The organism is Chitinophaga sp. 30R24 (assembly GCF_049056765.1).
GTDB lineage: Bacteria > Bacteroidota > Bacteroidia > Chitinophagales > Chitinophagaceae > Chitinophaga.
Map to the genome: position 1 here is coordinate 271,256 of NZ_JBJGXX010000004.1, position 21,491 is coordinate 292,746.

19 protein-coding genes, 1 tRNA gene and 2 riboswitches are annotated in these 21,491 nt (G+C 45.0%); of the genes, 14 read left to right on the plus strand and 6 right to left on the minus strand.

Going from position 1 to position 21,491, the window contains the following annotated elements:
* The first annotated feature begins 1 nt into the window (after window position 1).
* Window positions 2-583: a GNAT family N-acetyltransferase gene (locus ACDQ55_RS13145; RefSeq protein WP_420981856.1), complete on the plus strand. Its 582-nt coding sequence runs from the start codon at window positions 2-4 to the stop codon at window positions 581-583.
* A gap of 37 nt (window positions 584-620) precedes the next feature.
* Window positions 621-1,955, plus strand: a complete 1,335-nt coding sequence (argH, locus tag ACDQ55_RS13150) for an argininosuccinate lyase (RefSeq protein WP_420981857.1) — start codon at window positions 621-623, stop codon at window positions 1,953-1,955.
* Between the two features lie 122 nt (window positions 1,956-2,077).
* On the opposite strand, the gene ACDQ55_RS13155 is transcribed toward argH, so the two are convergent.
* Window positions 2,078-4,450: a TonB-dependent receptor gene (locus ACDQ55_RS13155; protein ID WP_420981858.1), complete on the minus strand. Its 2,373-nt coding sequence runs from the start codon at window positions 4,448-4,450 to the stop codon at window positions 2,078-2,080.
* Window positions 4,451-4,461: 11 nt separating this feature from the next.
* A riboswitch (TPP riboswitch) is annotated at window positions 4,462-4,556 on the minus strand.
* A gap of 215 nt (window positions 4,557-4,771) precedes the next feature.
* Between ACDQ55_RS13155 and ACDQ55_RS13160 the strand changes: the two genes are divergently transcribed.
* From ACDQ55_RS13160 to ACDQ55_RS13180, 5 genes are all read left to right on the plus strand, one after another.
* A complete protein-coding gene (locus tag ACDQ55_RS13160; protein ID WP_420981859.1) occupies window positions 4,772-5,179 on the plus strand; it encodes a single-stranded DNA-binding protein in 408 nt (135 codons plus the stop codon).
* Window positions 5,180-5,289: 110 nt separating this feature from the next.
* Window positions 5,290-5,361: transfer RNA gene (locus ACDQ55_RS13165), tRNA-Met, on the plus strand.
* Between the two features lie 166 nt (window positions 5,362-5,527).
* Window positions 5,528-6,397, plus strand: coding sequence for a GTPase Era (gene era / locus ACDQ55_RS13170; protein WP_420981860.1), 870 nt, complete (start codon window positions 5,528-5,530; stop codon window positions 6,395-6,397).
* A 51-nt stretch (window positions 6,398-6,448) separates the two neighbouring features.
* Window positions 6,449-7,762 (plus strand): ribosome biogenesis GTPase Der, encoded by a 1,314-nt coding sequence (der, locus tag ACDQ55_RS13175; protein ID WP_420981861.1) that lies wholly within the window; start codon window positions 6,449-6,451, stop codon window positions 7,760-7,762.
* An 89-nt stretch (window positions 7,763-7,851) separates the two neighbouring features.
* On the plus strand, window positions 7,852-8,055 hold the full coding sequence (locus ACDQ55_RS13180; RefSeq protein WP_420981862.1) for a hypothetical protein: 204 nt from the start codon (window positions 7,852-7,854) through the stop codon (window positions 8,053-8,055).
* Window positions 8,056-8,202: 147 nt separating this feature from the next.
* Here the strand turns inward: ACDQ55_RS13180 and ACDQ55_RS13185 are convergent, their stop codons facing one another.
* Window positions 8,203-9,075 (minus strand): transglutaminase family protein, encoded by an 873-nt coding sequence (locus ACDQ55_RS13185; protein ID WP_420981863.1) that lies wholly within the window; start codon window positions 9,073-9,075, stop codon window positions 8,203-8,205.
* A gap of 127 nt (window positions 9,076-9,202) precedes the next feature.
* On the minus strand, window positions 9,203-11,551 hold the full coding sequence (gene topA / locus ACDQ55_RS13190) for a type I DNA topoisomerase (protein ID WP_420981864.1): 2,349 nt from the start codon (window positions 11,549-11,551) through the stop codon (window positions 9,203-9,205).
* A 273-nt stretch (window positions 11,552-11,824) separates the two neighbouring features.
* Here topA and ACDQ55_RS13195 point away from each other — a divergent pair, with 273 nt between their 5' ends.
* Genes ACDQ55_RS13195 through ACDQ55_RS13210 form a run of 4 tightly spaced genes read left to right on the plus strand, consistent with a single transcriptional unit; the run spans window position 11,825 to window position 14,734 of the window.
* Window positions 11,825-12,589: a Rossmann-like and DUF2520 domain-containing protein gene (locus tag ACDQ55_RS13195; protein ID WP_420981865.1), complete on the plus strand. Its 765-nt coding sequence runs from the start codon at window positions 11,825-11,827 to the stop codon at window positions 12,587-12,589.
* A 60-nt stretch (window positions 12,590-12,649) separates the two neighbouring features.
* Entirely contained in the window at window positions 12,650-13,192 is a 543-nt protein-coding gene (locus ACDQ55_RS13200; RefSeq protein ID WP_420981866.1) for a KdsC family phosphatase, read from the plus strand.
* Window positions 13,179-14,150, plus strand: coding sequence for a geranylgeranylglycerol-phosphate geranylgeranyltransferase (locus ACDQ55_RS13205; protein ID WP_420981867.1), 972 nt, complete (start codon window positions 13,179-13,181; stop codon window positions 14,148-14,150). The genes ACDQ55_RS13200 and ACDQ55_RS13205 overlap by 14 nt, the downstream gene beginning before the upstream one ends.
* Before the next feature lie 5 nt (window positions 14,151-14,155).
* The gene (locus ACDQ55_RS13210) at window positions 14,156-14,734 is read left to right on the plus strand and encodes a Maf family nucleotide pyrophosphatase (RefSeq protein ID WP_420981868.1); all 579 of its coding nucleotides are present in this window, start codon (window positions 14,156-14,158) and stop codon (window positions 14,732-14,734) included.
* 85 nt (window positions 14,735-14,819) lie between these two features.
* Here the strand turns inward: ACDQ55_RS13210 and ACDQ55_RS13215 are convergent, their stop codons facing one another.
* Both ACDQ55_RS13215 and ACDQ55_RS13220 read right to left on the minus strand, forming a co-directional pair.
* Window positions 14,820-16,001 (minus strand): homoserine dehydrogenase, encoded by a 1,182-nt coding sequence (locus tag ACDQ55_RS13215; RefSeq protein WP_420981869.1) that lies wholly within the window; start codon window positions 15,999-16,001, stop codon window positions 14,820-14,822.
* Window positions 16,002-16,052: 51 nt separating this feature from the next.
* Window positions 16,053-17,231 carry a trans-sulfuration enzyme family protein gene (locus ACDQ55_RS13220; protein WP_420981870.1) on the minus strand — a complete coding sequence of 393 codons (1,179 nt, stop codon included), beginning with the start codon at window positions 17,229-17,231 and terminating at the stop codon, window positions 16,053-16,055.
* Window positions 17,232-17,416: 185 nt separating this feature from the next.
* A riboswitch (SAM riboswitch) is annotated at window positions 17,417-17,534 on the minus strand.
* Window positions 17,535-17,663: 129 nt separating this feature from the next.
* Between ACDQ55_RS13220 and ACDQ55_RS13225 the strand changes: the two genes are divergently transcribed.
* On the plus strand, window positions 17,664-18,950 hold the full coding sequence (locus tag ACDQ55_RS13225; protein WP_420981871.1) for a DUF2851 family protein: 1,287 nt from the start codon (window positions 17,664-17,666) through the stop codon (window positions 18,948-18,950).
* A 51-nt stretch (window positions 18,951-19,001) separates the two neighbouring features.
* Here ACDQ55_RS13225 and ACDQ55_RS13230 read toward each other — a convergent pair whose 3' ends face one another.
* Window positions 19,002-19,409, minus strand: a complete 408-nt coding sequence (locus ACDQ55_RS13230) for an OsmC family protein (RefSeq protein ID WP_420981872.1) — start codon at window positions 19,407-19,409, stop codon at window positions 19,002-19,004.
* Between the two features lie 169 nt (window positions 19,410-19,578).
* On the opposite strand from ACDQ55_RS13230, the gene ACDQ55_RS13235 reads away from it, so the two are divergent.
* Together ACDQ55_RS13235 and lipA are read left to right on the plus strand one after the other, a co-directional pair.
* On the plus strand, window positions 19,579-20,403 hold the full coding sequence (locus tag ACDQ55_RS13235) for a hypothetical protein (RefSeq protein ID WP_420981873.1): 825 nt from the start codon (window positions 19,579-19,581) through the stop codon (window positions 20,401-20,403).
* Between the two features lie 36 nt (window positions 20,404-20,439).
* A complete protein-coding gene (gene lipA, locus ACDQ55_RS13240) occupies window positions 20,440-21,339 on the plus strand; it encodes a lipoyl synthase (RefSeq protein WP_420981874.1) in 900 nt (299 codons plus the stop codon).
* Window positions 21,340-21,491: the final 152 nt, after the last annotated feature.

Genomic DNA, 21,491 nt, shown 5'->3' on the forward strand with positions numbered 1-21,491 from the left:
TATGGATTTTTTGCCTGTTCTCGAAAATAAACGCGTGTTACTGCAACCATTGCAGACCAGCCACAAGGAAGTGCTGCTGCCGCTGGCATTGGAGCCTTCGCTTTGGGAAGTAGGTATGTCGCAGCTCACCGATGATGCCAGCCTGGAAAAATATATACAGGTAGCGTTAACAGAACGGGCGGCAAAAACAGCTATTCCGTTTGTAGTTTTCGACAAGAAGGAAAACCGCATAGCCGGTTCTACCCGTTACGCTGCAATCACGTTGCCGCATAAACGCCTAGAGATTGGCTCCACCTGGATTACCCCTTCCCTGCAGGGTTCGGGATTGAATAAAGCCATGAAATTTGCGATGTTGCAGCATGCTTTTGAGGTGATGGACATGAACCGCGTGGAACTTAAAACCGACGAATTGAATACCCAGTCGCGTAACGCCATCCTGAGTATCGGTTGTACACAGGAAGGTATTTTGCGCCGGCATATGATCACCAGCACCGGTAGGGTGCGTAATACCGTTTATTTCAGCATCGTGAAAGAAGAGTGGCTGGCAGTGAAACAACGGATATTTGATAAATACGATTTTTAGGGATAGCTGCCTGCGGGCAGCAGAAAATTATAACATCATGAAATTGTGGCAAAAAGATAAAGCTTCCCTGGCTGCTGTAGAACAGTTTACCGTGGGAAAAGACCGGGAAATGGACGCCTACCTGGCGCCATTCGACGTGCTGGGCTCTATGGCGCATATCACTATGCTGCAAAGTATTGGTTTGCTGGAAGCGGAGGAACTGACTGTTTTAAAGAAAGAACTCCGCCATATTTACCAGGAAATCCAGTCCGGTGATTTTAAGTTGGAAGAAGGAGTAGAAGATATTCATTCACAGGTAGAGCTGCTGCTCACCCGTCGCTTGGGTGAAGTAGGCAAAAAGATACATAGTGGCCGTTCCCGCAACGACCAGGTGTTGGTAGACTTGAAACTCTTCCTGCGCCACGAGTTGCAAACAATAGTGGAGGAAGTATTGGCATTGTTCCACCTGCTGCAGCAACAGAGCGAAGCATATAAAAATCACCTGATCCCGGGTTACACTCACCTGCAGATCGCTATGCCTTCCTCTTTTGGGTTGTGGTTTGGCGCTTATGCAGAAAGCCTGGTAGATGATCTTACGATGTTGCAGGGTGCATACCGTGTGGTAAATAAAAACCCATTGGGTTCTGCCGCTGGCTATGGTTCTTCGTTCCCCCTTAACCGTGAGATGACCACCGCGTTGCTCGGATTTGATGCGCTTAACTATAATGTAGTATATGCACAGATGGGCAGGGGGAAAACAGAAAAATTAGTGGCTTTTGCCCTGGCAGGTATCGCTGCCACCATTGCTAAAATGGCGATGGATGCCTGTTTATTCATGAACCAGAATTTCGGATTTATTAGTTTTCCAGACGAACTAACTACCGGGTCCAGCATCATGCCACATAAAAAGAATCCGGATGTATGGGAACTGATCCGCTCTCATGGTAATAAATTACAGGCATTGCCGAATGAAATCGCCATGATGATCACCAATCTGCCTTCCGGCTACCACCGCGATCTGCAATTGTTGAAAGAAAACCTGTTCCCGGCCTTTCAAACCTTGAAAGATTGTATCCGCATGAGCCGTCTGATGTTGGAAAATATCCGTATCAAGGAAAATATCCTGGACGATGAAAAATATCAATACCTGTTTAGCGTAGAAGTAGTCAATAACCTGGTATTACAGGGTATTCCTTTCCGCGAAGCTTATAAGAAAGTGGGTATGGATATAGAAAATGGTAGTTTCTCACCGGAAAAAGAAGTGGCGCATACGCATGCCGGCAGTATTGGCAACTTATGTACGGCACAAATTGCTGCTCAGATGGATGCTGTAATAAAAGGTTTCCCCTTTGATACAGTAGATAAAGCCCTGGAGCAATTATTGAACAGTTGATTGAATGAATAATAACTATATAAAAAAGCAGACCACTCTGGTCTGCTTTTTTTATGTTTATCCTCACCAATAACAAAGCCTTACACGGATAGGATACCCGGTAAGGCTTTGTATAGGCCTGGTTAAAAACCTATAGTGATCCCTGCAAAGAAATTGGTGCCTGCCATCGGGTAGTAGTAGTTATCATACGCTACACGGTTGTTGGCCAGATCAAAGCTGGGATAGGTACTGCCGTTAGGCGCATACTTTTTATTGAAGATATTGTTTAACATAAACTGTAATCCCAGTTCACGGAACAAATGCTGCGGTACCTCGTAGTTGAGGCGCAAATTGCTCACGAAGTAAGGGTCCAGGCTGCCTGATACATTGGAGGTATTATCCATGTACTGCCGGCTAACATATTTTCCTAATAGATCGATATTAAGGTTGCGGACTGGTTTAGCCGTTAACGTTATACCGCCTACGAAAGTAGGGGAGAAGGAAATATTTGTTTTGTTGAACACCTCTGTGTGCGGCTCATAGTTTTCATCGTAAGTAACGGAATGGTAGTTTAATGCCTTATTGCGGCTCAATGCACCGTTAGCGGCTACGCTGAAGATATTGCCCAGCTTCACATTACCGTTTACCTCAATACCCATGCGGTAACTCTTAGGGATATTGGTACGTACATAAGCGCCTACATCGTTAAGCATACCGGTTTGCACCAACTGGTTCTTATAGTTCATGTAGTAAACATTTGCCTGGATAATAGCGATTTTATTGTTCCAGGTATAGCCAGCTTCGATATCGCGCAATTCTTCCGGCTTGGGTACAGCTGTGCCATAATTGTTTGCAAAATCATCGCGGTTAGGTTCTTTATGCCCAATAGCAATGGATGCAAACACGCGGTTGGCTGCATTGATATTATAGGAAATACCCGCTTTAGGATTGAAGAAATTATAATTTACATGTGCGATATAGGAGGGTGCATCTTCGAAGCCATCCATATGGTACATGATATTACGGTATTGCATATCCGCAAATACGCTCAGGCCGGTAGTGATTTTATATTCGCCTTTCCAGTAAATATTAAAATCGTTTTTGGCGGCAGGGTAGAAGTAATATTGATCATCTTTGTTGATGCCTACCTGGGCCCAGATGATTTTGCCGTAATGGTCGCCCGTATAGCGGTTCCAGCCACCACCCAAGCTCCAGTTGAACTTTTCGCCGGTACGGTTCATGGAAAACACTGTGCCATAGAAGTAATTGTCGAGCCACAGCTGACGTACTAAATCGGTAGTATGCACTGTGTCGCCGTTGATTACCGGTGCTTCCAGGTTATAATCTGCGTAAGATTGACTGGCCTTATATTGTTCGTAGTAGCCGCGGCCGCGGGTAAGGTGCAATGCTACGTTAAAGTTGAGATGGGAGTTTATTTCCTGGTTGAGGAATAATTGATAGTGGTCCTGTTGGTAGTTATCTGTTTCATTATTGTAGGGGGCGCCTGGTTTTTCGGTACCGGCAGAATTGTAAGTACGGTCTGTTTTCAACAGGGCTTCCGGTACGCCATTCCAGGCTTGGTAAGTTTTTTCTTTTCCGGAGAAAACGTTGAGGCGGATAGCGGTTTTATCAGCGATATACGCTGCAGAAGTATAGAACGAGCGCAGGTCGGAAGAGGCGCGGTCTATATAGCCGTCAGACGAGATTTTAGAGAGGCGGGCATCGATCGTGAAGTGATCGTTGATAAGGCCGGAACCTGCTTTTACCGTATGCTTCCAGCTGTTGAAAGAACCGTAGCTGTTACTAATTTCGCCATATGCTTTTTCGTTGAATTCATTGGTGCTGAGGTTAAGGGTAGCGCCAAAAGCGGCCGCGCCGTTGGTAGAGGTGCCCACGCCTCTTTGCAGTTGTATGCTGCTAACAGACGATGCAAAGTCTGGCATGTTTACAAAGAAGGTACCTTGCGATTCGGCATCGTTTACGGGAATACCGTTAATTGTAACGTTGATGCGGGTAATGTCTGAGCCGCGTACGCGCATACCTGTATAGCCAATACCGGTACCTGCGTCGGAATTAGTAACAACGGCAGGTTGTTGATCCAGCAGTATGGGCAGATCCTGGCCAAGGTTTTCTTTTTTAATATCAGCAGCGGTAATAGTGGTATTTACGAAAGGAGCGTTTTTACCAGCACGCAAACTGCTGATCTCCACCGGCTTTACAAACAGGCTGGTGGCTTCCAGGGCGATGTCGGCATGCCCGGTATTTTTAGTATCGATGGTAGTGGTATAGGATTTAAAGCCGATAAAGCTGGCAGTTAAAGTATAGGTACCTTTTTTAGGCAGATGGATGCTGTAATGTCCTTTGCTGTCGGTAAGGGCGCCGGTTTGGTGGATAGAGATGGTAACGCCTTCCAGTGGCTGTCCGTTGGCTTTACTGGTAACAGTACCAGTAATCAGGGATTGTGCATGTAGAGTGCCTGCTATAGATAGCAGCACCAATAACATTAGCTGTTTCATGTAAATATGTCCGTTTTCTGTTAAAGCATTTCCTAACCAGCATTACCTGGTCTAGGTTCATTGGGTGTGATCTCAGCCTGAAAGTAAGGCACCCCATGTATTTTGTATTGCCCGCCAGGGGCGTATATACAAGGCAGTAAAGCAATAGTAGGTTGATAAACAGGTAAACATACTGCTTACTTTATGCGGATGGCAAAGGTATAGCTGTATTCATTAAAAAACAGTATTTATTTTTCGGTAGGAAGAAATTTGCGTAATTTCCATAGATACTTCTCTCAGTCAGCAGGTATAAATTTTTAATCATTTAAATCTTTATTGCTGATGATCAAGCTTCAGTTAATCGGCCATTTGGGCCGGGACGTAGTGAAAAAAGAAGTCAACGGATCGGTAGTTTTCAATTTCCCCGTAGCCGTTAATGAGCGTTTTAAAAATGCGCAGGGCATACTGGCAGAAAGGACCACCTGGGTAGATTGTTCCCTGTGGGACCGGGAAAATGTAGCTCCTTATTTAACACAAGGGGTGATGGTATTTGTAGAAGGCGCTCCCCGCGTGGAGGCCTATGTAAGTAACAGCACCGGCGCTTTATCCGGCGCATTGAGGTTAAGGGTGTTTTCTTTGCAGCTGCTCAGCCGGCGGGAAGAAGAAAAGAGAAAGGCTACTGTAACTGATGTGCCTGTTCCGGAAGCCGAACCTGTGCAGGAACAGCCCGCTGACGATCTTCCATTTTGATAAATTATGTTATGCATTCCAATGTGAAAGCCAGCCTTTTATGGTTGGCTTTCAACTTTATTAAAATATATTTGGTGCGAATTGAAATAAGTGTATCTTTGCACCCTCATTGCGAGGTAGAGCAGAGGTAGCTCGTCGGGCTCATAACCCGAAGGTCAGTGGTTCGAATCCGCTCCTCGCTACAAGCAGCGCTAAGCTAAAAGATAAAGAGCCGAAGAAATTCGGCTTTTTTTATTTGGGGTAAGCCAGTGTTATACTATAACAAGCAGTGGGTTTCAGCTGTTGTTATAACTGGGTAGGCTGGTTATTGATCATTTGTGAAGTGAATGTATTTTTATAATTATTATCATGCATAAGGCAGGTTTTGTAAATATTTTTGGTAAGCCCAATGCAGGGAAGAGTACCTTATTGAACGCTATTATTGGCGAAAAGCTGGCTATTATCTCCCCTAAAGTGCAAACCACGCGGCATCGTATTACCGGGGTATTAACAGACCCTGCATATCAGATCGTGTTTTCTGATACACCGGGTATTATAGATCCGAAGTATAAATTGCATGAGAAAATGATGGGCGCTGTGAAATCTGCGCTCGAAGATGCGGATGTGGCACTGTTGATCATGGATGTGAAAGACTCTCTGGAAGAAAACCTGGAGCTGTTCGATTCCCTGAAACTGAAGGTGCCGGTAATCCTGGTGCTCAATAAAATGGACAATATCGCCAAAGAGGAGATGACCATTTTATTGGAACGCGCTAAAGCATGGGGAAAAGCAAAAGCGGTGGTACCTATTTCCGCCAGGCAGCAAAAGGGCATTAAGGAACTCCTCACAGAGATTGTAGCACTGCTGCCCGAAGCCAATCCTTTTTATCCGGAAGATACACTAACGGATAAGTCTACACGCTTTTTTGTAGCGGAAATGATCCGCGAAAAAATATTCGAATTATTTGAAGAGGAGATCCCTTATCATACCACCGTAATAGTTACCCAATTCCAGGAAAAGGATACGCTCACCAAAATTACTGCCGAGATCATCGTTACCCGCGATACACAGAAAGGCATTATCCTGGGTGAGAGAGGAAAATCGATCCGCGAGTTGGGCACCAGGGCACGCCAAGAGATAGAGAAATTTATTGAGCGGAAAGTGTTCTTGGAACTGTTTGTGAAAGTAAGGGGCAAGTGGCGGGATAATGACCTGTTCCTGAAGGAATATGGATATTAATTAAAAAATTCCTGGACATATCGTTCAGGTTAGTACGAAAAAATTATTGAAATGGCTGGATTTACAGTAGCTATTGTGGGACGCCCAAACGTAGGCAAATCAACGTTATTTAATCGTTTGCTGGAACAGCGTAAGGCCATCGTAGACGACCAAAGCGGTGTAACCCGCGATCGTCAATACGGTATTGCCGACTGGAACGGTAAAACCTTCAACGTAATTGATACAGGAGGATTTGTCACCAACAGTGATGATGTGTTTGAGCGGGAAATCCGCAAGCAGGCCAAAGTGGCTATGGAAGAAGCCAATGTGATCATTTTTATGTGTGATGTAACTACTGGTATCACCGATCTGGATGCAGATGTAGCAGATATCCTGCGACGTACCTCCAAACCCGTGTACCTGGTAGTGAACAAAGTAGATAATAGTCAGCGCCAGCTGGAAGCAACAGAGTTTTACAGCCTGGGCTTTGAACATGTTTTTTTCATTTCGTCTATGTCTGGCAGCGGTACCGGCGAATTGCTGGATGCTGTGGTGAGCCATATTACTCCCGACATGGGAGAGGCAACACTGGAAACAGACCTGCCTAAAATAGCGATCATCGGGCAACCTAATGTGGGTAAGTCGTCTTTGCTGAATGCTTTGGTGGGCGTAGAGCGTAACATTGTGTCTGATATTGCCGGCACTACCCGCGATACCATTCATACGCACTATAATATGTTCCAGAAAGATTTTATGCTCATCGATACGGCTGGTATCAGGCGTAAAGCGAAAGTGCATGAAGACCTGGAGTTTTATTCTGTGATCCGCGCCATTAAAGCGGTGGATGAAGCCGATGTAGTAATGTTGCTGCTGGATGCGGAAAAAGGCATTACAGCGCAAGACTTGAGCATATTTAGTTTGGCTGCCCGCAAAGGAAAAGGTGTAGTGATCCTGGTGAATAAATGGGACCTGGTGGAGAAAGCTACAAATACGGCGAGGGATTACGAGAAGCAATTGAAAGATCGCCTGGCGCCTTTCTCTGATGTGCCTATCATCTTTACTTCCGTAACAGAGAAGCAACGTATTTTCAAGGCCATAGAAACGGCATTGGAAGTATACGACAACCGTACCCGCAGAATTCAGACTTCTGTTTTAAATGAAGTGATGTTGAAGGCAATCGAATCTTACCACCCACCGGTAGTAAGAGGAATTCCTATCCGTATCAAATACGTTACCCAGTTGCCAACATATACGCCGGCATTTGCTTTTTTCTGTAACCTGCCAGACGATGTGAAAACACCTTACCGTAATTATCTGGAAAACCAGCTGCGTTCGAAGTTTAACTTTACTGGAGTGCCGCTGAAAATCTTTTTCAGAAAAAAATAAAAGTTAACTTAAAAAGAACGTATATAGATTTTGTATTTTATAAAATTTGTATACCTTTGCGCCGGTTTTAAAAAATAAAACAAATTAAAATGAAAAAATTATTCGTATTCGCTATCGCTGCTGGTATGTTCTTCGTAGCTTGTAACGGTGGTAGCACTCCTGCTGCTGATTCTACTGCTACTGCTCCAGCTGACACTATGAACGCTGCTCCTGTTGCTGTTCCAGCTGATTCTGCTGCTGCTATTGATTCTGCTGTTGCTCCAGTTGATTCTGCTGCAACTCCAGCTAAGTAAGAGTATTATATTGCATAATATATCTTTCTTGCAAGAAATAAAAAGCCCATCGCGTTGCGGTGGGCTTTTTATGTTGGTATAATTATCCCCACATAAAAAAGGCGCAAAATTATTTTGCGCCTTTTTTATGTGGGGGATGAATTGGTGTTACTCACCAAGTATACTGGCGAGGTTCATCAACTCGTCTTGTTTGTAACTGTCTTTATCATCAGAAAAACATTTGGACAGCTCTTCCAGCAGGAACTGTATAATGCGTTTGTTAGACTGGGGTTTAAAATATGAAGGCACCGAAGGAACAGACACCCTTTTGAGGTAGGTATCTACATCTTGTTGGGTATATATCTGGCCCTGGATAGGATCTATAAAAAACAGGATGCGCAGGTCGTTAGGTTCTACTGGTGCGGAAAAATCGATATAGGTATCGAAATAAGCCAGGATAAATTGTCTGGGAATATTTACGGCGTATACCGGCAGATCTAGCATAGCGCAAAGGCTTTGGTAGATGATGCCATTGGTAACCGGGTTACCTTTCCTGGATTCTATGACCTGATTGATGAAGAACTGGTTTTTCCGTTGATAGGACACTTCTTCTCCTTTAAGGCCAAAGTAATTATAGATCATGCTGTTGAGCACATTGATCTGTTCCAGCGGTGTGAGGTAATTATTAAGTTCCAGCCAGATATTACGTTTGATGCGGTCAATTTCCGTAATCACCTGGTTTTCCAGGAGATCGGGGAACTGGTACCTGGCAGCCAGGATAGCGCCCTGCAGCAATCCCTGTGCTTCTGAAAGGCCCCATTCGCGTAACGCAGTTTGCAGATCCTGGTAGTGTACCCGGTGGATCAGCAGTTCTATCCTTTCCTGAATAGCTTCATCAATTGTATTCTCCCACAAATTCTCCAGATTCGGAATGATATCTTTACCGTAGAGTAATATTTTACTGGCAACCGTATCAAATACCTCCAGATCCGGATCATCCAACAGGTGGAACAAAGCGTTTATTTCTCTGTTTTCGTTCATACCATTATTATGATCATGTGATAATCATCAAATAACGAGATCCTGTTGGCAAGTTAAATAATAAGCATATCAACCACGCTGCAGTTATTATTGTTGCCCACATATTCATCGGATTTGTACCACTGTGTTATTCGGCTTTCTTCTTCCTGGGCGGCGCTTTCTTTTTCGGTGGATTGGCTTTGACGTCTTCAATGATCGCCTTGGCTTCCTCTACCGTTAGATCAGCCGCAGTATCGATTTTTTCCTTAGGTATTTTGTAGTTTTTGAGTCCTTGTTTAATATATGGACCATAAGGTCCTTTGAGTATCTGGATTTTTTCTTTTTCAAATATTTTGATGGTGCGTTCGTCTTTGGCAGAGCGTTTTTCTACAATTAACGGCGCTATTTCATCCAGTTCTACTGTGTAAGGGTCCATTTCCTTTTTCAGGGAATAGAATTTCTTATCATGCTGGGCATATGGGCCGAAGCGGCCAATATTTACGGTTACATCGGAATCTTCAAATTTACCCAGGTTACGGGGTAGTTTAAATAATTCCATGGCTTCTTCCAGGGTAATGGTTTCAATGCTCTGGGTAGCCTTTAATTTAGCGAAGCGGGGCTTCTCTTCATCATCTACGCTGCCGATCTGGATCATAGGGCCATAACGTCCCATGCGGGCTACGATTGGCTTGCCGCTGGCGGCGTCTATACCCAGTGGGCGTTCTCCTTTTACCCTTTCTGCATTTTCCAGGGTGTTTTCCACATCTTTATGGAAAGGAGAATAGAATTCTTTCAGCATTTTGTTCCACTGCTTTTTACCGTGGGCAATTTCGTCGAATTCTCCTTCGATTTTGGCGGTAAAGCCGTAGTCCATTACATTATTGAAGTACTGGTTCAGGAAATCGGTCACGATCATGCCCAGATCGGTAGGGAACAGTTTGGATTTTTCTGCGCCGGTATTTTCCGATTCGGTTTGTTTATCGATCTTATCTGATTTGAGCACCAGTATGCGGAAATCTCTCTTGATGCCTTCTTTGTCCCTTTTTTCCACATAATTGCGTTTCTGTATAGTGGTAATGGTAGGGGCATAAGTAGAAGGGCGGCCAATGCCCAGTTCTTCCAGTTTTTTTACCAGGCTGGCTTCCGTATAGCGGGGCGCCGGGCGGGAGAACCTTTCGGTGGCCTTCATTTCTTTCAGGTCCAGCGATTGTTTTACGGCCAGTGGCGGCAGGGAACCTTCTTGTTCTTCTGTTTCATCCTCGTCATCGTGGCTTTCCATATATACTTTCAGGAAGCCGTCGAATTTCAGTACTTCCCCGCTGGCGGTCAGCTCGTCGTGGTTAGTGGAAATATCGATTTTAGCGATAGTTTTTTCCAGTTCGGCATCTGCCATTTGGCTGGCGATGGTACGTTTCCAGATCAGCTCATACAGCTTACGGGTATCGCTGTCTTCTACAGTGGTGTTTTCCATGTAGGTAGGACGGATGGCCTCGTGCGCTTCCTGGGCCGACTCATTTTTATTCTTGAATTTGCGGTGTTGATGGTATTTATTGCCAAAGCTGCCTTTAATGGCTTTTTCTATATCTGTTAATGCGGTATCCGACAGGTTTACAGAGTCGGTACGCATATAGGTAATATTTCCGCTTTCATACAGTTTCTGGGCAAGCAACATGGTTTTAGACACGCTGTAGCCTAGTTTACGGCTGGCTTCCTGTTGGAGGGTAGAGGTGGTGAAAGGCGCTGCCGGCGATTTTTTGCCGGGTTTTACCTGGATGTCTTTTACCGTATAGGCGGCGCCGATGCACTGTTGCAGGAATTTTTCGGCATCTTCGGCTGTTTTAAACTTACCGGGGCCTTCCGCTTTGAAGGAAATGTTTTTGCCGTTAATATCCTTGCCTGTGAAATAAGCCTCTACTTTAAAGGTGCTTACCGACTGGAAGGCGTTGATTTCCCTTTCCCTTTCTACAATGAGCCGCACCGCTACAGATTGTACCCTGCCGGCGGAGAGGGAATTGCGCATGCTCATTTTGCGCCACAGCACCGGGGATATTTCGAAACCTACGATACGGTCTAATATACGCCTGGCCTGTTGGGCATTTACACGGTCCATGTCCAGCGTGCGTGGATGCTGTACCGCATTTTCAATGGCCGGCTTAGTGATTTCATGGAAAACGATCCTTTTAGTAGTGGCAGGGTCCAGGTTCAACACCTCACACAGATGCCAGGAAATGGCTTCTCCTTCACGGTCCTCATCCGTTGCTAACCATACCTCGTCGGTATCCTTGGCCAGCTTCTTCAGTTCCTTTACTATTTTTTCTTTGTCGTCCGGGATCACATACTTAGGCTTAAAGTTATTTTCGATGTCTATCCCCATGTCGTCCTTCTCCAGGTCACGGATGTGCCCAAAGCAGGACTTGACTTCAAAGTCTTTGCCCAAAATTTTTTCAATGGTCTTGGCTTTCGCCGGGGACTCAACTATAACTAGATTTTTTGCCATGTATGCTTCTTTTGTCCTGCTAAATACGCAAAATTCTGTAAAATAATTACTTCAATGAATTCCGCAATAATATAAAAGTACCTTCAAATTAAAAAATAAGGCCACTTTAAACGTTAAAATACGTTGTAATGTAATGAAAAAAACGGGTACCCGGTAAAACCCGTATATTAGTTATTGGGTTATTTAGATATTTAATTGATACTTGTGAAACGGGAAACTGCTTGTTAACGAAAAGACGGGTATCAGAAATAACCAATTAACAATATATATATAATGGATATAGTAATTATCGGCACTGGAAATGTGGCCCATTGTTTCGGACACCTCTTAAAGTTACATGGTCATCAGGTTAAGCAGATTGTAAGCCGTACCCTATCGCACGCGCGGGAACTGGCTGAAACGCTGAATGCAACTTATACAGACGATCTGCTGGACATTGCCCTGGATGCAGACGTGTACCTGCTGGCAGTGAGCGATACCGCTATCGCGGAATTAAATGACCAGCTACGCCTGGGCAAGCGTATGGTAGCCCATACTGCAGGCGCTGTGCCAATGAGTGCCATTTCCCGGATATCCATTAATACAGGGGTTGTATACCCATTACAGTCTATCCGCAAGGAAGTAAAGAACTATCCGCCTATTCCTGTTATGCTGGAAGCCAGCAACGACGAGGTACTCAAACGCTTGCAGGCCCTCGCCCAAGGCATTTCCAGCAGTGTTGCCGTTGCTACTTCCGAGCAACGGCTTAAGTACCATCTGGCAGCGGTACTGTGCAATAACTTCACTAATCATCTCATCGCCCAGGCTAAGGCCTACTGCGAAAGGGAGCACCTGGATTTTTCCCTGCTGCATCCTATCATAAAGGAGACTTTCGACCGGTTGGAGAAATATCCGCCAGAATCTGTGCAAACGGGTCCTGCGTTACGACAGGATGAAACTACCATGAGCCTGCACCGTGAGTTGCTGGCAGGTGATGAATATTTGCAACTGGTATACCAGGTGATCTCCGACGCTATTTACCAATTCTATCACCGGTGATATTATTTTTTTGTAAAGTGTTATTGCCAGCTACAGCCCGGCAAAACAAAAAAGTCGGGAATGATCCCTATTTTTGGCCCTATGAACGTATTGGCTTTATTTAAATCTATTACCACATTTGTGCTGGATGTGGATGGTGTATTAACGGATGGCACACTACAATTGCTCCCTGGTGGGGAAATGTCGCGCAGGATGAATATAAAAGATGGCTATGCCTTGCAATTAGCTGTGAAGAAAGGTTACCGGGTGGTGATCATTTCCGGAGGGAAATCGGAGAGCGTAGTGAGCAGGTTACAGGGGCTGGGCATAAAAGATATCTACACCGGCATACACAATAAACAGGAAAAGTTGCAGGACTACGTGTTTGAGCACGATTTGCGCTGGGAGGAGATCCTGTATATGGGAGATGATATTCCGGATTACCAGCCTATGCAATTGGTGGGCTTGCCTACTTGCCCGGCAGATGCGGCAGCGGAAATAAAAAGTATATCCAGGTACATATCTCCATTACCCGGTGGCCACGGCTGCGTAAGGGAAATAATAGAAAAAGTACTGAAACTGAACGGCCATTGGTTAATGGACGAAGGTATTGCATCGAAATAATAAAAAGAGAAAAACTATGAAACGCTGGGCCGCATTTTTAAAGCTGGTTAGGTACCCAAACCTGGTATACATTGCCCTTACCCAATTCCTGCTGCAGTATTGTGTAGTAGATCCGGTATTACGCAATTCCGGCGAAGTTCCCTCACTGCCTGTTCCCCAATTTATATTACTTAGCTTGTCTACTATCCTGGTAGCGGCAGCAGGTTATATTATCAATGATTATTTTGATATTAACATTGATATTATCAACAAGCCGGATAAAATGGTATTGGACAAAGTGATCAGCCGCCGCTGGGCCATGGCCTGGCATACTATACTGAACCTGGCCGGCGTGTCGCTAGGCTTCCTGGTAGCCTGGGAAATCGGTCAGTTTTACCTGGGCTTTACCCAGGTGCTCTGCTCTTTGTTGTTGTGGTTTTATTCTACTTCTTTTAAAAGACAGGTATTGATCGGCAATGTGGTGATCTCTCTATTGACTGCCTTGTCGGTAGTAGTAGTAGGATTTTATGAGAAACAGATCTACCACAGTTTTGAAGCGATCCTGTCGCCCACTGGCCGCAAGCTGATCCAGATTATTGGCGTATATGCGCTGTTTGCTTTTCTTATCTCCATGGTCCGGGAAATAGTGAAAGATCTAGAAGATATGATGGGCGATAGTAAAGATGGCTGTCGCACCCTGCCGATTGCCTGGGGGGTATTGGCTGCCAAACGCTTGTGTAATGTGTTGTTGCTGGCATTGGTGATCATTATCTTCCTAGTAGAAATCCGGGTATGGCTACTGGATTGGTATGTGGCTATTGCTTATTTGTTCTTCTTTGTACAGTTGCCCTGTGCTTACATATATATTTTACTGAAAAAATCCAGTTTGCCGCAGCATTACCATAAGGTAAGTTCTCTGGTAAAACTGGTTATGTTGACTGGTATACTATCCATGATATTTTTTAAATTTTATTTATAATAAAGATGTATACAAATAAACCTGTCATATTGGCTTCGCAGTCGCCACGCAGAAAGCAATTGCTGGAGCAGGCGGGCATCCCCTTTGAAGTAAAGGTAGTAGCTACGGAAGAAATTTACCCACCAGGTCTGGATATCCCTGAAATACCGGTATATATTGCCCGTGAAAAGGCGGCGGCGGTGCGTTCGCTCTGTGCACCCGATGATATTATTATTGCCGCAGATACCGTTGTAGTGTTGGGCGAAACGATTATTGGTAAGCCTAAAAACCGGGAAGATGCTATTGCCATTCTCTCAAGGCTCAGTGGCAGGGAACACCAGGTTATTACTGGTGTAGTGATCCAGCAGGGCGATCAGGAAACGGCATTCTCTAAGATCACTTCCGTACACTTTAAGCCGCTTACTCCGGAACAGATCACTTATTATGTGGATCATTTCGAGCCTTTTGATAAGGCGGGCGCTTATGCTATACAGGAATGGATAGGAGCTGTGGGCATAGATAGTATTAATGGTTGTTTTTATAATGTAATGGGCTTGCCAGTGAGCAGGGTGGTGGAAGAACTATTGGCATTAACTGGCAGCTGATAGCTGATATGATTGCTAAAGCATTTACGGCGCAGGGAACTGCGCCGTTTTTGATTGGTTTTTGCTTATGTTGAGTACAATTAATTTATTCCAGTACGAGAATATTAACGTCTTTATTTTTCAGCCAGTTTGCTTCTTTCAGTTTTTGTAAGTTAATCGTACCTACTACATAGCGCCATTCTTTGGACTCGTATTTTTCAGAGATGTTAAAGAACTCTGCGAGATCTACCTGGTCGGGTGTTTTGTAGCGGAGGTACACTTGCAGTTTTACATCGTTGGTAAAGCTGGGTTGATTATTTTGTTTGATTTTTTTGTATTCGTAGCGGTAGTTGTACAACAGGGCGGAGATGTCGGACAATACGGCGCTACCGGTAGCGGTACCGCCGGCACCTTTACCTACAAAGAATTGTTTATCGGTAAATGCGCTTTCCAGCAGGATGCCATTGTATTCATTGTATACATCATAGAGCAGGTTATGTTCCTTGATCAGGTGTGGCAGTACATAGGAGAATACATGTCCGTTTTGCCGGCGGCATTGGGCAATCAGTTTAATAGTAGAATTCCGTTGTTTCGCGAATTGTATATCAAAGTCGTTCAGGTGGTGGATACCGAAGTTGAACACTTCTTCCGGTTTCACGAAAGTACCGAAAGCATGGAGCAAGAGGATCACGATTTTGAATTTAGGATCGTAACCTTCGATATCGAGTGTGGGGTCGGTTTCTGCGAAACCCAGTTCCTGCGCCTGTTGTAAGGCGGTTTGGAAGCTGAGGTTTTCTTCAAATATTTTGGTAAGGATGTAGTTGGTAGATCCGTTACAGATACCTTCTACAGCGTTGAGTAAGTCATTGTCGTAGTATTCTTCCAGGTTACGGATAATGGGAATACTGGCGCAGCTGGAGGCTTCGTAGAGGAATGGAACTTTATTTTCTGCCTGCAGTTGGTATAGTGCCGGCAGGTTTTCAGCGATCATGCGTTTGCTGGCGCTTACCACAGCTTTTCCGTTGCGGAGGGCAGTGCTTACAATTTCAAAGGCAGCTTCTGTGTCGTTGATCAGTTCTACTACAACGTCGATGGTAGGATCTTCGAGGATCTCATTTTTGTCGGTAGTAAAATAGCTACTGTCTATAGGTCTTGATTTATTAGGATCTTTAATACAGATTTTTTTGATGCGTGCATTAATACCTTTGGTTCTGTTCAAAACTTCATAGAGTCCCTGACCTACGACGCCAAATCCGAAAATGCCTAAATTGATGATCTTATTTTCCATACTTCTTTTTTGAGCTTTTAACCGTTGGCTGTCAGCCTTCCGGGCAAAAGCCTATTGTAAAACAGTGATTTGCTTGCCAGCCGGAAGATTCAGCTTGTCTAGCGCTTGTTTCAGGTCGTTGATCAGGTCTTCGACATCTTCAATGCCGATGGATAAACGTATGCAGGAGTCCTGCAAACCTGTTTTGCGCCGGAATTCTTCCGGGATATTGCGATGTGTCATGGTAGCCGGATGGGCTAACATGCTTTTAACGCCGCCAAAGCTTTCTGCCAGTTTAAATAGTTTGGTGGCATTAACGATGCGGATCGCGTTTTTGATATTGTCGCTTTTCAGGGAAAAGCTGACCAGCGCGCCGTAATTTTTCTGTTGTTTACGGGCGATGTGATGATTTTTATGGGTTGCCAGGCCGGGATAATATACTTTGTCGATGGCGGGGTGGGCAGCCAGCCAGTTAGCGATGGCGCTGGCATTGCTGCATTGTTTTTCCAGCCGCAGGCAAAGTGTTTCTATGCCCCGGATCGTGAGCCAGGCCTCAAACGGACTGAGGATACTACCGGAGATGTTTTGGTTATACCGTATTTGGTCGGCCAATGTTTTAGAGTTCACCACTACCAAACCGGCTATCACGTCGCAATGGCCGGAGAGGTATTTGGAGGCGCTGTGGATAACGATGTCGGCGCCCAGGGTAAGTGGTTGCTGCATCAATGGCGTGCACAAAGTGTTGTCTGCCACCAGCAGGATATTATGTTGTTTGGCAATTTTGCTGATCGACTTAATATCCGATACGCGTAAGGTAGGATTGGTGGGAGATTCCAGCCAGATCACGCGGGTATTGGGCGTAATGGCCGCCAATACTTTATCAAGATTGCTGGTATCCACAAAATTTACCTTGATGCCAAAACGTTCAAACATGTGGTTAAAGATCTGGAAGATGCCACCATAGGTATCTTCCACGGCCATAATCTCATCGCCGGTTTTTAACAGCTTCAATACTGCATCTATAGCAGACATACCACTGGCGAAGGCAAAACCGGCAAACCCTTCTTCCAGGCTGCAGATCAGGTCTTCCAGTACTTTCCTGGTAGGGTTGTTGGCCCTCGAAAACTCAAAGCCTTTATTAATACCAGGTGATTCCTGCACAAAGGTGGAGGTTTGATAGATAGGCACAGAAATGGCGCCTGTCAGTTCGTCTACCGGGATGCTATGAATCAGTTGTGTGGCTGTTTTCATGTTATAAATTATTTTTAATGATATGCAATGCGCGCAAATTTCTGCTACAACTTTATCATTAAAGATCAACTTAAACAACTCAAATCCATAAAAGGAGGTGGGGAAGGGGCATAAAAAAAGCTCTTCCGATTGTTGGAAGAGCTCTTTTAGAAAGATATATATATCAGTGAAGAATAATCTCTGCCAACTTATCTTTCCCCGATTTGCACCGGGGCAGGAATTAGCACCTTTTTCCTGATCATGAATCAGGAAAGGTTGCTAAGGCATCGCAGGGCCAAGTCCCTCCGCCTTTCTGGATAAGTGATGTGTAAGAACTGGCGCAAAGTTAATATCACTTTTATCAGATTTCCAAATTGAAGTTGTATTTTATTTTTTTCAGCAGGGGTTTTATTATATTTGATAGATATTATTTCAATACCCAACCATGCCTTTATGTTTGTTAACCCGTTGCTCTCAGAAGAGCTATTCCAGCATATTTGGGCCTGCCGTTTATTTCAGCAGGATCATCTTTTTACTACTTCAGGAGAATCTGTACAGATCTTATATCCCGGTGTACAGAATTATTGTAGCGGCCCGGATTTTACGGCTGCCCGGATCAGGATAGGCGGTACTTTGTGGATAGGGCAGGTGGAATTGCATCTGAAAACATCCGATTGGTACCGGCATGGGCACCAACACAACCGGCAGTACGATCGTATTATCCTGCACGTAGTATTTGTACAGGATATGCCCGCCGCCCGTATTAATGGGGCGCCCTGTCTGGAACTGCAGCACCATATTCCTAAATTGTTATTGCAACGGTACGAGCAATTACGGCAGCATGCGCCCTTTGTAGCCTGTGAGGCGCATGCTGCCCGGGTGCCGTCGCTTACCTGGCTTAGCTGGAAAGAACGGTTGCTGGCAGAACGCTGGGAACGCAAGATTGGTGGTTTCCGCGCCTGGTTGCAAGGTAACCAGTATAATTGGGAAGAAGTATGTTATTGGGCCGTGGCCCAAAGCTTAGGCACACCGGTAAATGCGCTGCCATTTTTACAACTGGCGCAATCGCTTTCCTATACTTTGTTGCTGCGCCACCGTCAGCAACCCTTACAATTGGAGGCGCTGTTATTTGGGCAGGCAGGTATGCTTAACGGATTACCTGCCGATGCTTATGCGCTGCAACTCCAGGAAATATTTGCTTACCTGCGGCATAAGTACCGGCTTAGCCCCCTGCCGCCACATTACTGGAATTGGCTGCGTATGCGCCCTGCCGCTTTTCCTACCATCCGGATTGCCGTATTTGCCGCTTTGCAGGCAAACACAGCCCATTTGTTTTCCCGCTTACTGGAAGCAGGCAGTATAGCAGAGCTGGAGCGATTATTTTTCGTGCAACCATCGGTATATTGGCATACCCATTACCGTTTTGGGCAAGAGGTAGCAGCTACCCAGCGTCCGGGCAAACAGGCGGTGCACAGTATCCTGATCAACACGGTATTGCCGTTACTATTTTTGTATGGCCAGCAGAAAAATCTTAAATATTACCAGGAAAAAGCGCTGCACTTCCTGCAGCAACTGCCTCCGGAAAAGAACCGGATCACCAATAGCTGGACGCAATTGGGCGTGGAGCAGGAAAATGCAATGGAATCACAGGCATTGTTGCAATTAAAACAACACTACTGTGATGAGAAGAGATGCCTGTATTGTGCAATTGGCACTAAGCTATTAGCTACTAGTTTATAGGTGATAGCCGCTAAATAGCAGCTAACTGCTGGTAGCCAGCCGCTCGCTGTACTACCAGTTAAATGTTACATCCTGTGCTATGTCTGGGTGCAGGCTATGTGCTACCGGACAGGTAAGCGCCGCCCTTTCCAGAATAGTTCTTTCTTTTTCGCCCAGGTTATGGCCGGCGGGGAAATCGAAAATTACTTTTACGCCGGTAATACGGCGGGGGTCTGTACCCATAATTTTTTGGATGCTCACTTTAGTGCCCTCTATAGGCCACTGGTTATCTCTGGCCTTGATGCCCATAATGGTGAGCATGCAGGAACCCAGTGCGCTGGCTACGATGTCGGTGGGTGAAAACCTTTCTCCTTTCCCGTTATTGTCTACCGGTGCGTCTGTTTCAATAACAGTACCTGATTGCAGATGCGTAGCAGTGGTGCGTAATTCGCCTGTATAAATGATAGAAGCCGTTTGCATGATATTTTATTTATAATCGATGCTGTAAATTTAAAGGTATTTTCAAGAATAGCATCTTTCCAGAAAAAGCGTCCCTGGTAAACTAAAAAAAAATTAGCTACGTTTGTAATATATACATAACAATACCTTTGATAAAGCGTTTATTTATTATTATCATAATAAGCCCACTGTGAAAAAAATATACTTAATCCTGTTTTTGGCATCGGTATCCGGCGGTTTGTTTGCACAATCCACTACCACGCAGCAAAGTAAGAAGAGCGACAAAGAACAGCGTAAACTGAAAAGGATCTCTATTTTCCGTGAACAGGAAGAAGGGGAAAATGTTTTCCAGCGTGATTTCTCTTTGGGCGGCAGGTTAAATACAGACGGCTGGTCTGGTTTTGTGGAATTGGGCTACCGTAAAACGCGGAAGAAGGTGAACTACTTCCAGTTCGAATTTGCAGAGAAGAAGAGTAATAAAGAGGTGAAAGAAAGTGGAGACTATTCTTTTACCCAGCGGCCATTTATATATGGCAAGCAAAATAATTTTTACCAGGCTAAGCTGGGTATTGGGCAACGTTATCTCATTGGAGGCAAAGCTAATAAGAATGGGGTAGAAGTAGATGGGATCTATTATGGTGGCTTGTCTATCGGTTTGTTAAAGCCTTATTATGTAAATACAGAAGACGATAGCGGGGAAAATGTGGATATTAAATATGACCCTTCCAACCCGGATAAGTTCCTGGCCAAAGAAAAGATCAATGGTGCAGGCGGTTTTGGAAAGGGCTGGGGAGAGCTTAGCGTGGTGCCCGGATTGCACGGCAGACTGGGGCTACGGTTCGATTGGGCCCACTTCAACGAGGTGGTGAGCGCCCTGGAAGTAGGGGTAAATGCGGAGATATATACCAAAAAGATACCTATTATGGTACCCGTAAACGGAGCAGACCCTAATAAGCAGTTCTTTTTCAATGGATATGTTAGCATACAATTCGGAAAGCGATGGAATAAGAGATAAGTGTTAACTTTGCTCTTCTAAAGAAAGGAATAAGCGATGCAAGAACTACCCGTAATAGCCGCCGAACCGGCTACCACAAGAGTAAAAAAGCCTGATTGGCTGCGCGTTAAATTACCGATAGGCGAAAACTACAAGCAGGTTCGTAACCTGGTAGACACCCATAAATTACATACGATCTGCGAAAGTGGTAATTGCCCCAATATGGGTGAATGCTGGGGAGCCGGCACCGCTACTTTCATGATCCTGGGAAATATCTGTACCCGTAGTTGCGGATTTTGCGCCGTAGCTACCGGCCGTCCGGAAGCAGTGGATTTCGATGAGCCACAGCGTGTAGCGGAAGCTATCTACCTGATGAAAGTAAAACATGCGGTGATCACCTCTGTAGACAGAGATGAACTAAAAGATGGCGGTTCCATCATCTGGGCTAATACCATCAATGCGGTAAGGGCCCTGAATCCGGAAACCACCATGGAAACCCTGATCCCCGATTTCCGGGGCCAGTGGGAAAACCTGCAGCGTATCATCGATGTAGCGCCCGAAATCGTATCCCATAATCTGGAAACGGTAGAACGCTTAACCAAACAGGTAAGAATACAGGCTAAATACCACCGCAGCCTAGAAGTCATCCGCCGCCTTAAAGAAGGTGGAATGCGTACCAAAAGCGGTATCATGCTGGGACTGGGAGAAACCAAAGAAGAAGTGGTGCAGGCCATGCAAGACCTCTACGACAATGGTTGCGATGTAGTAACGCTCGGACAATACCTGCAGCCTACTCCTAAACATCTGCCAGTAGCGCGCTTTGTACATCCAGACGAATTCGCAGAACTGAGGGAAATTGGTTATAATATGGGTATCGATTATGTAGAGTCTGGCCCGTTAGTAAGATCTTCCTATCATGCAGAAAAGCATATTTTCAGCGGCCGTAATAAAGGATAACTGGTCCTGAATTTCACTTAATTGTTAAAATCCACTCAAAAGAGTGGATTTTTGTTTTCATAACACTATCTTAGCGCCCGAATCGAATTTACCTAAGGCAACAGAGTATTTGTTGTTTAACCTACTTCGCTGTTATACGTGTTCAGAAACCC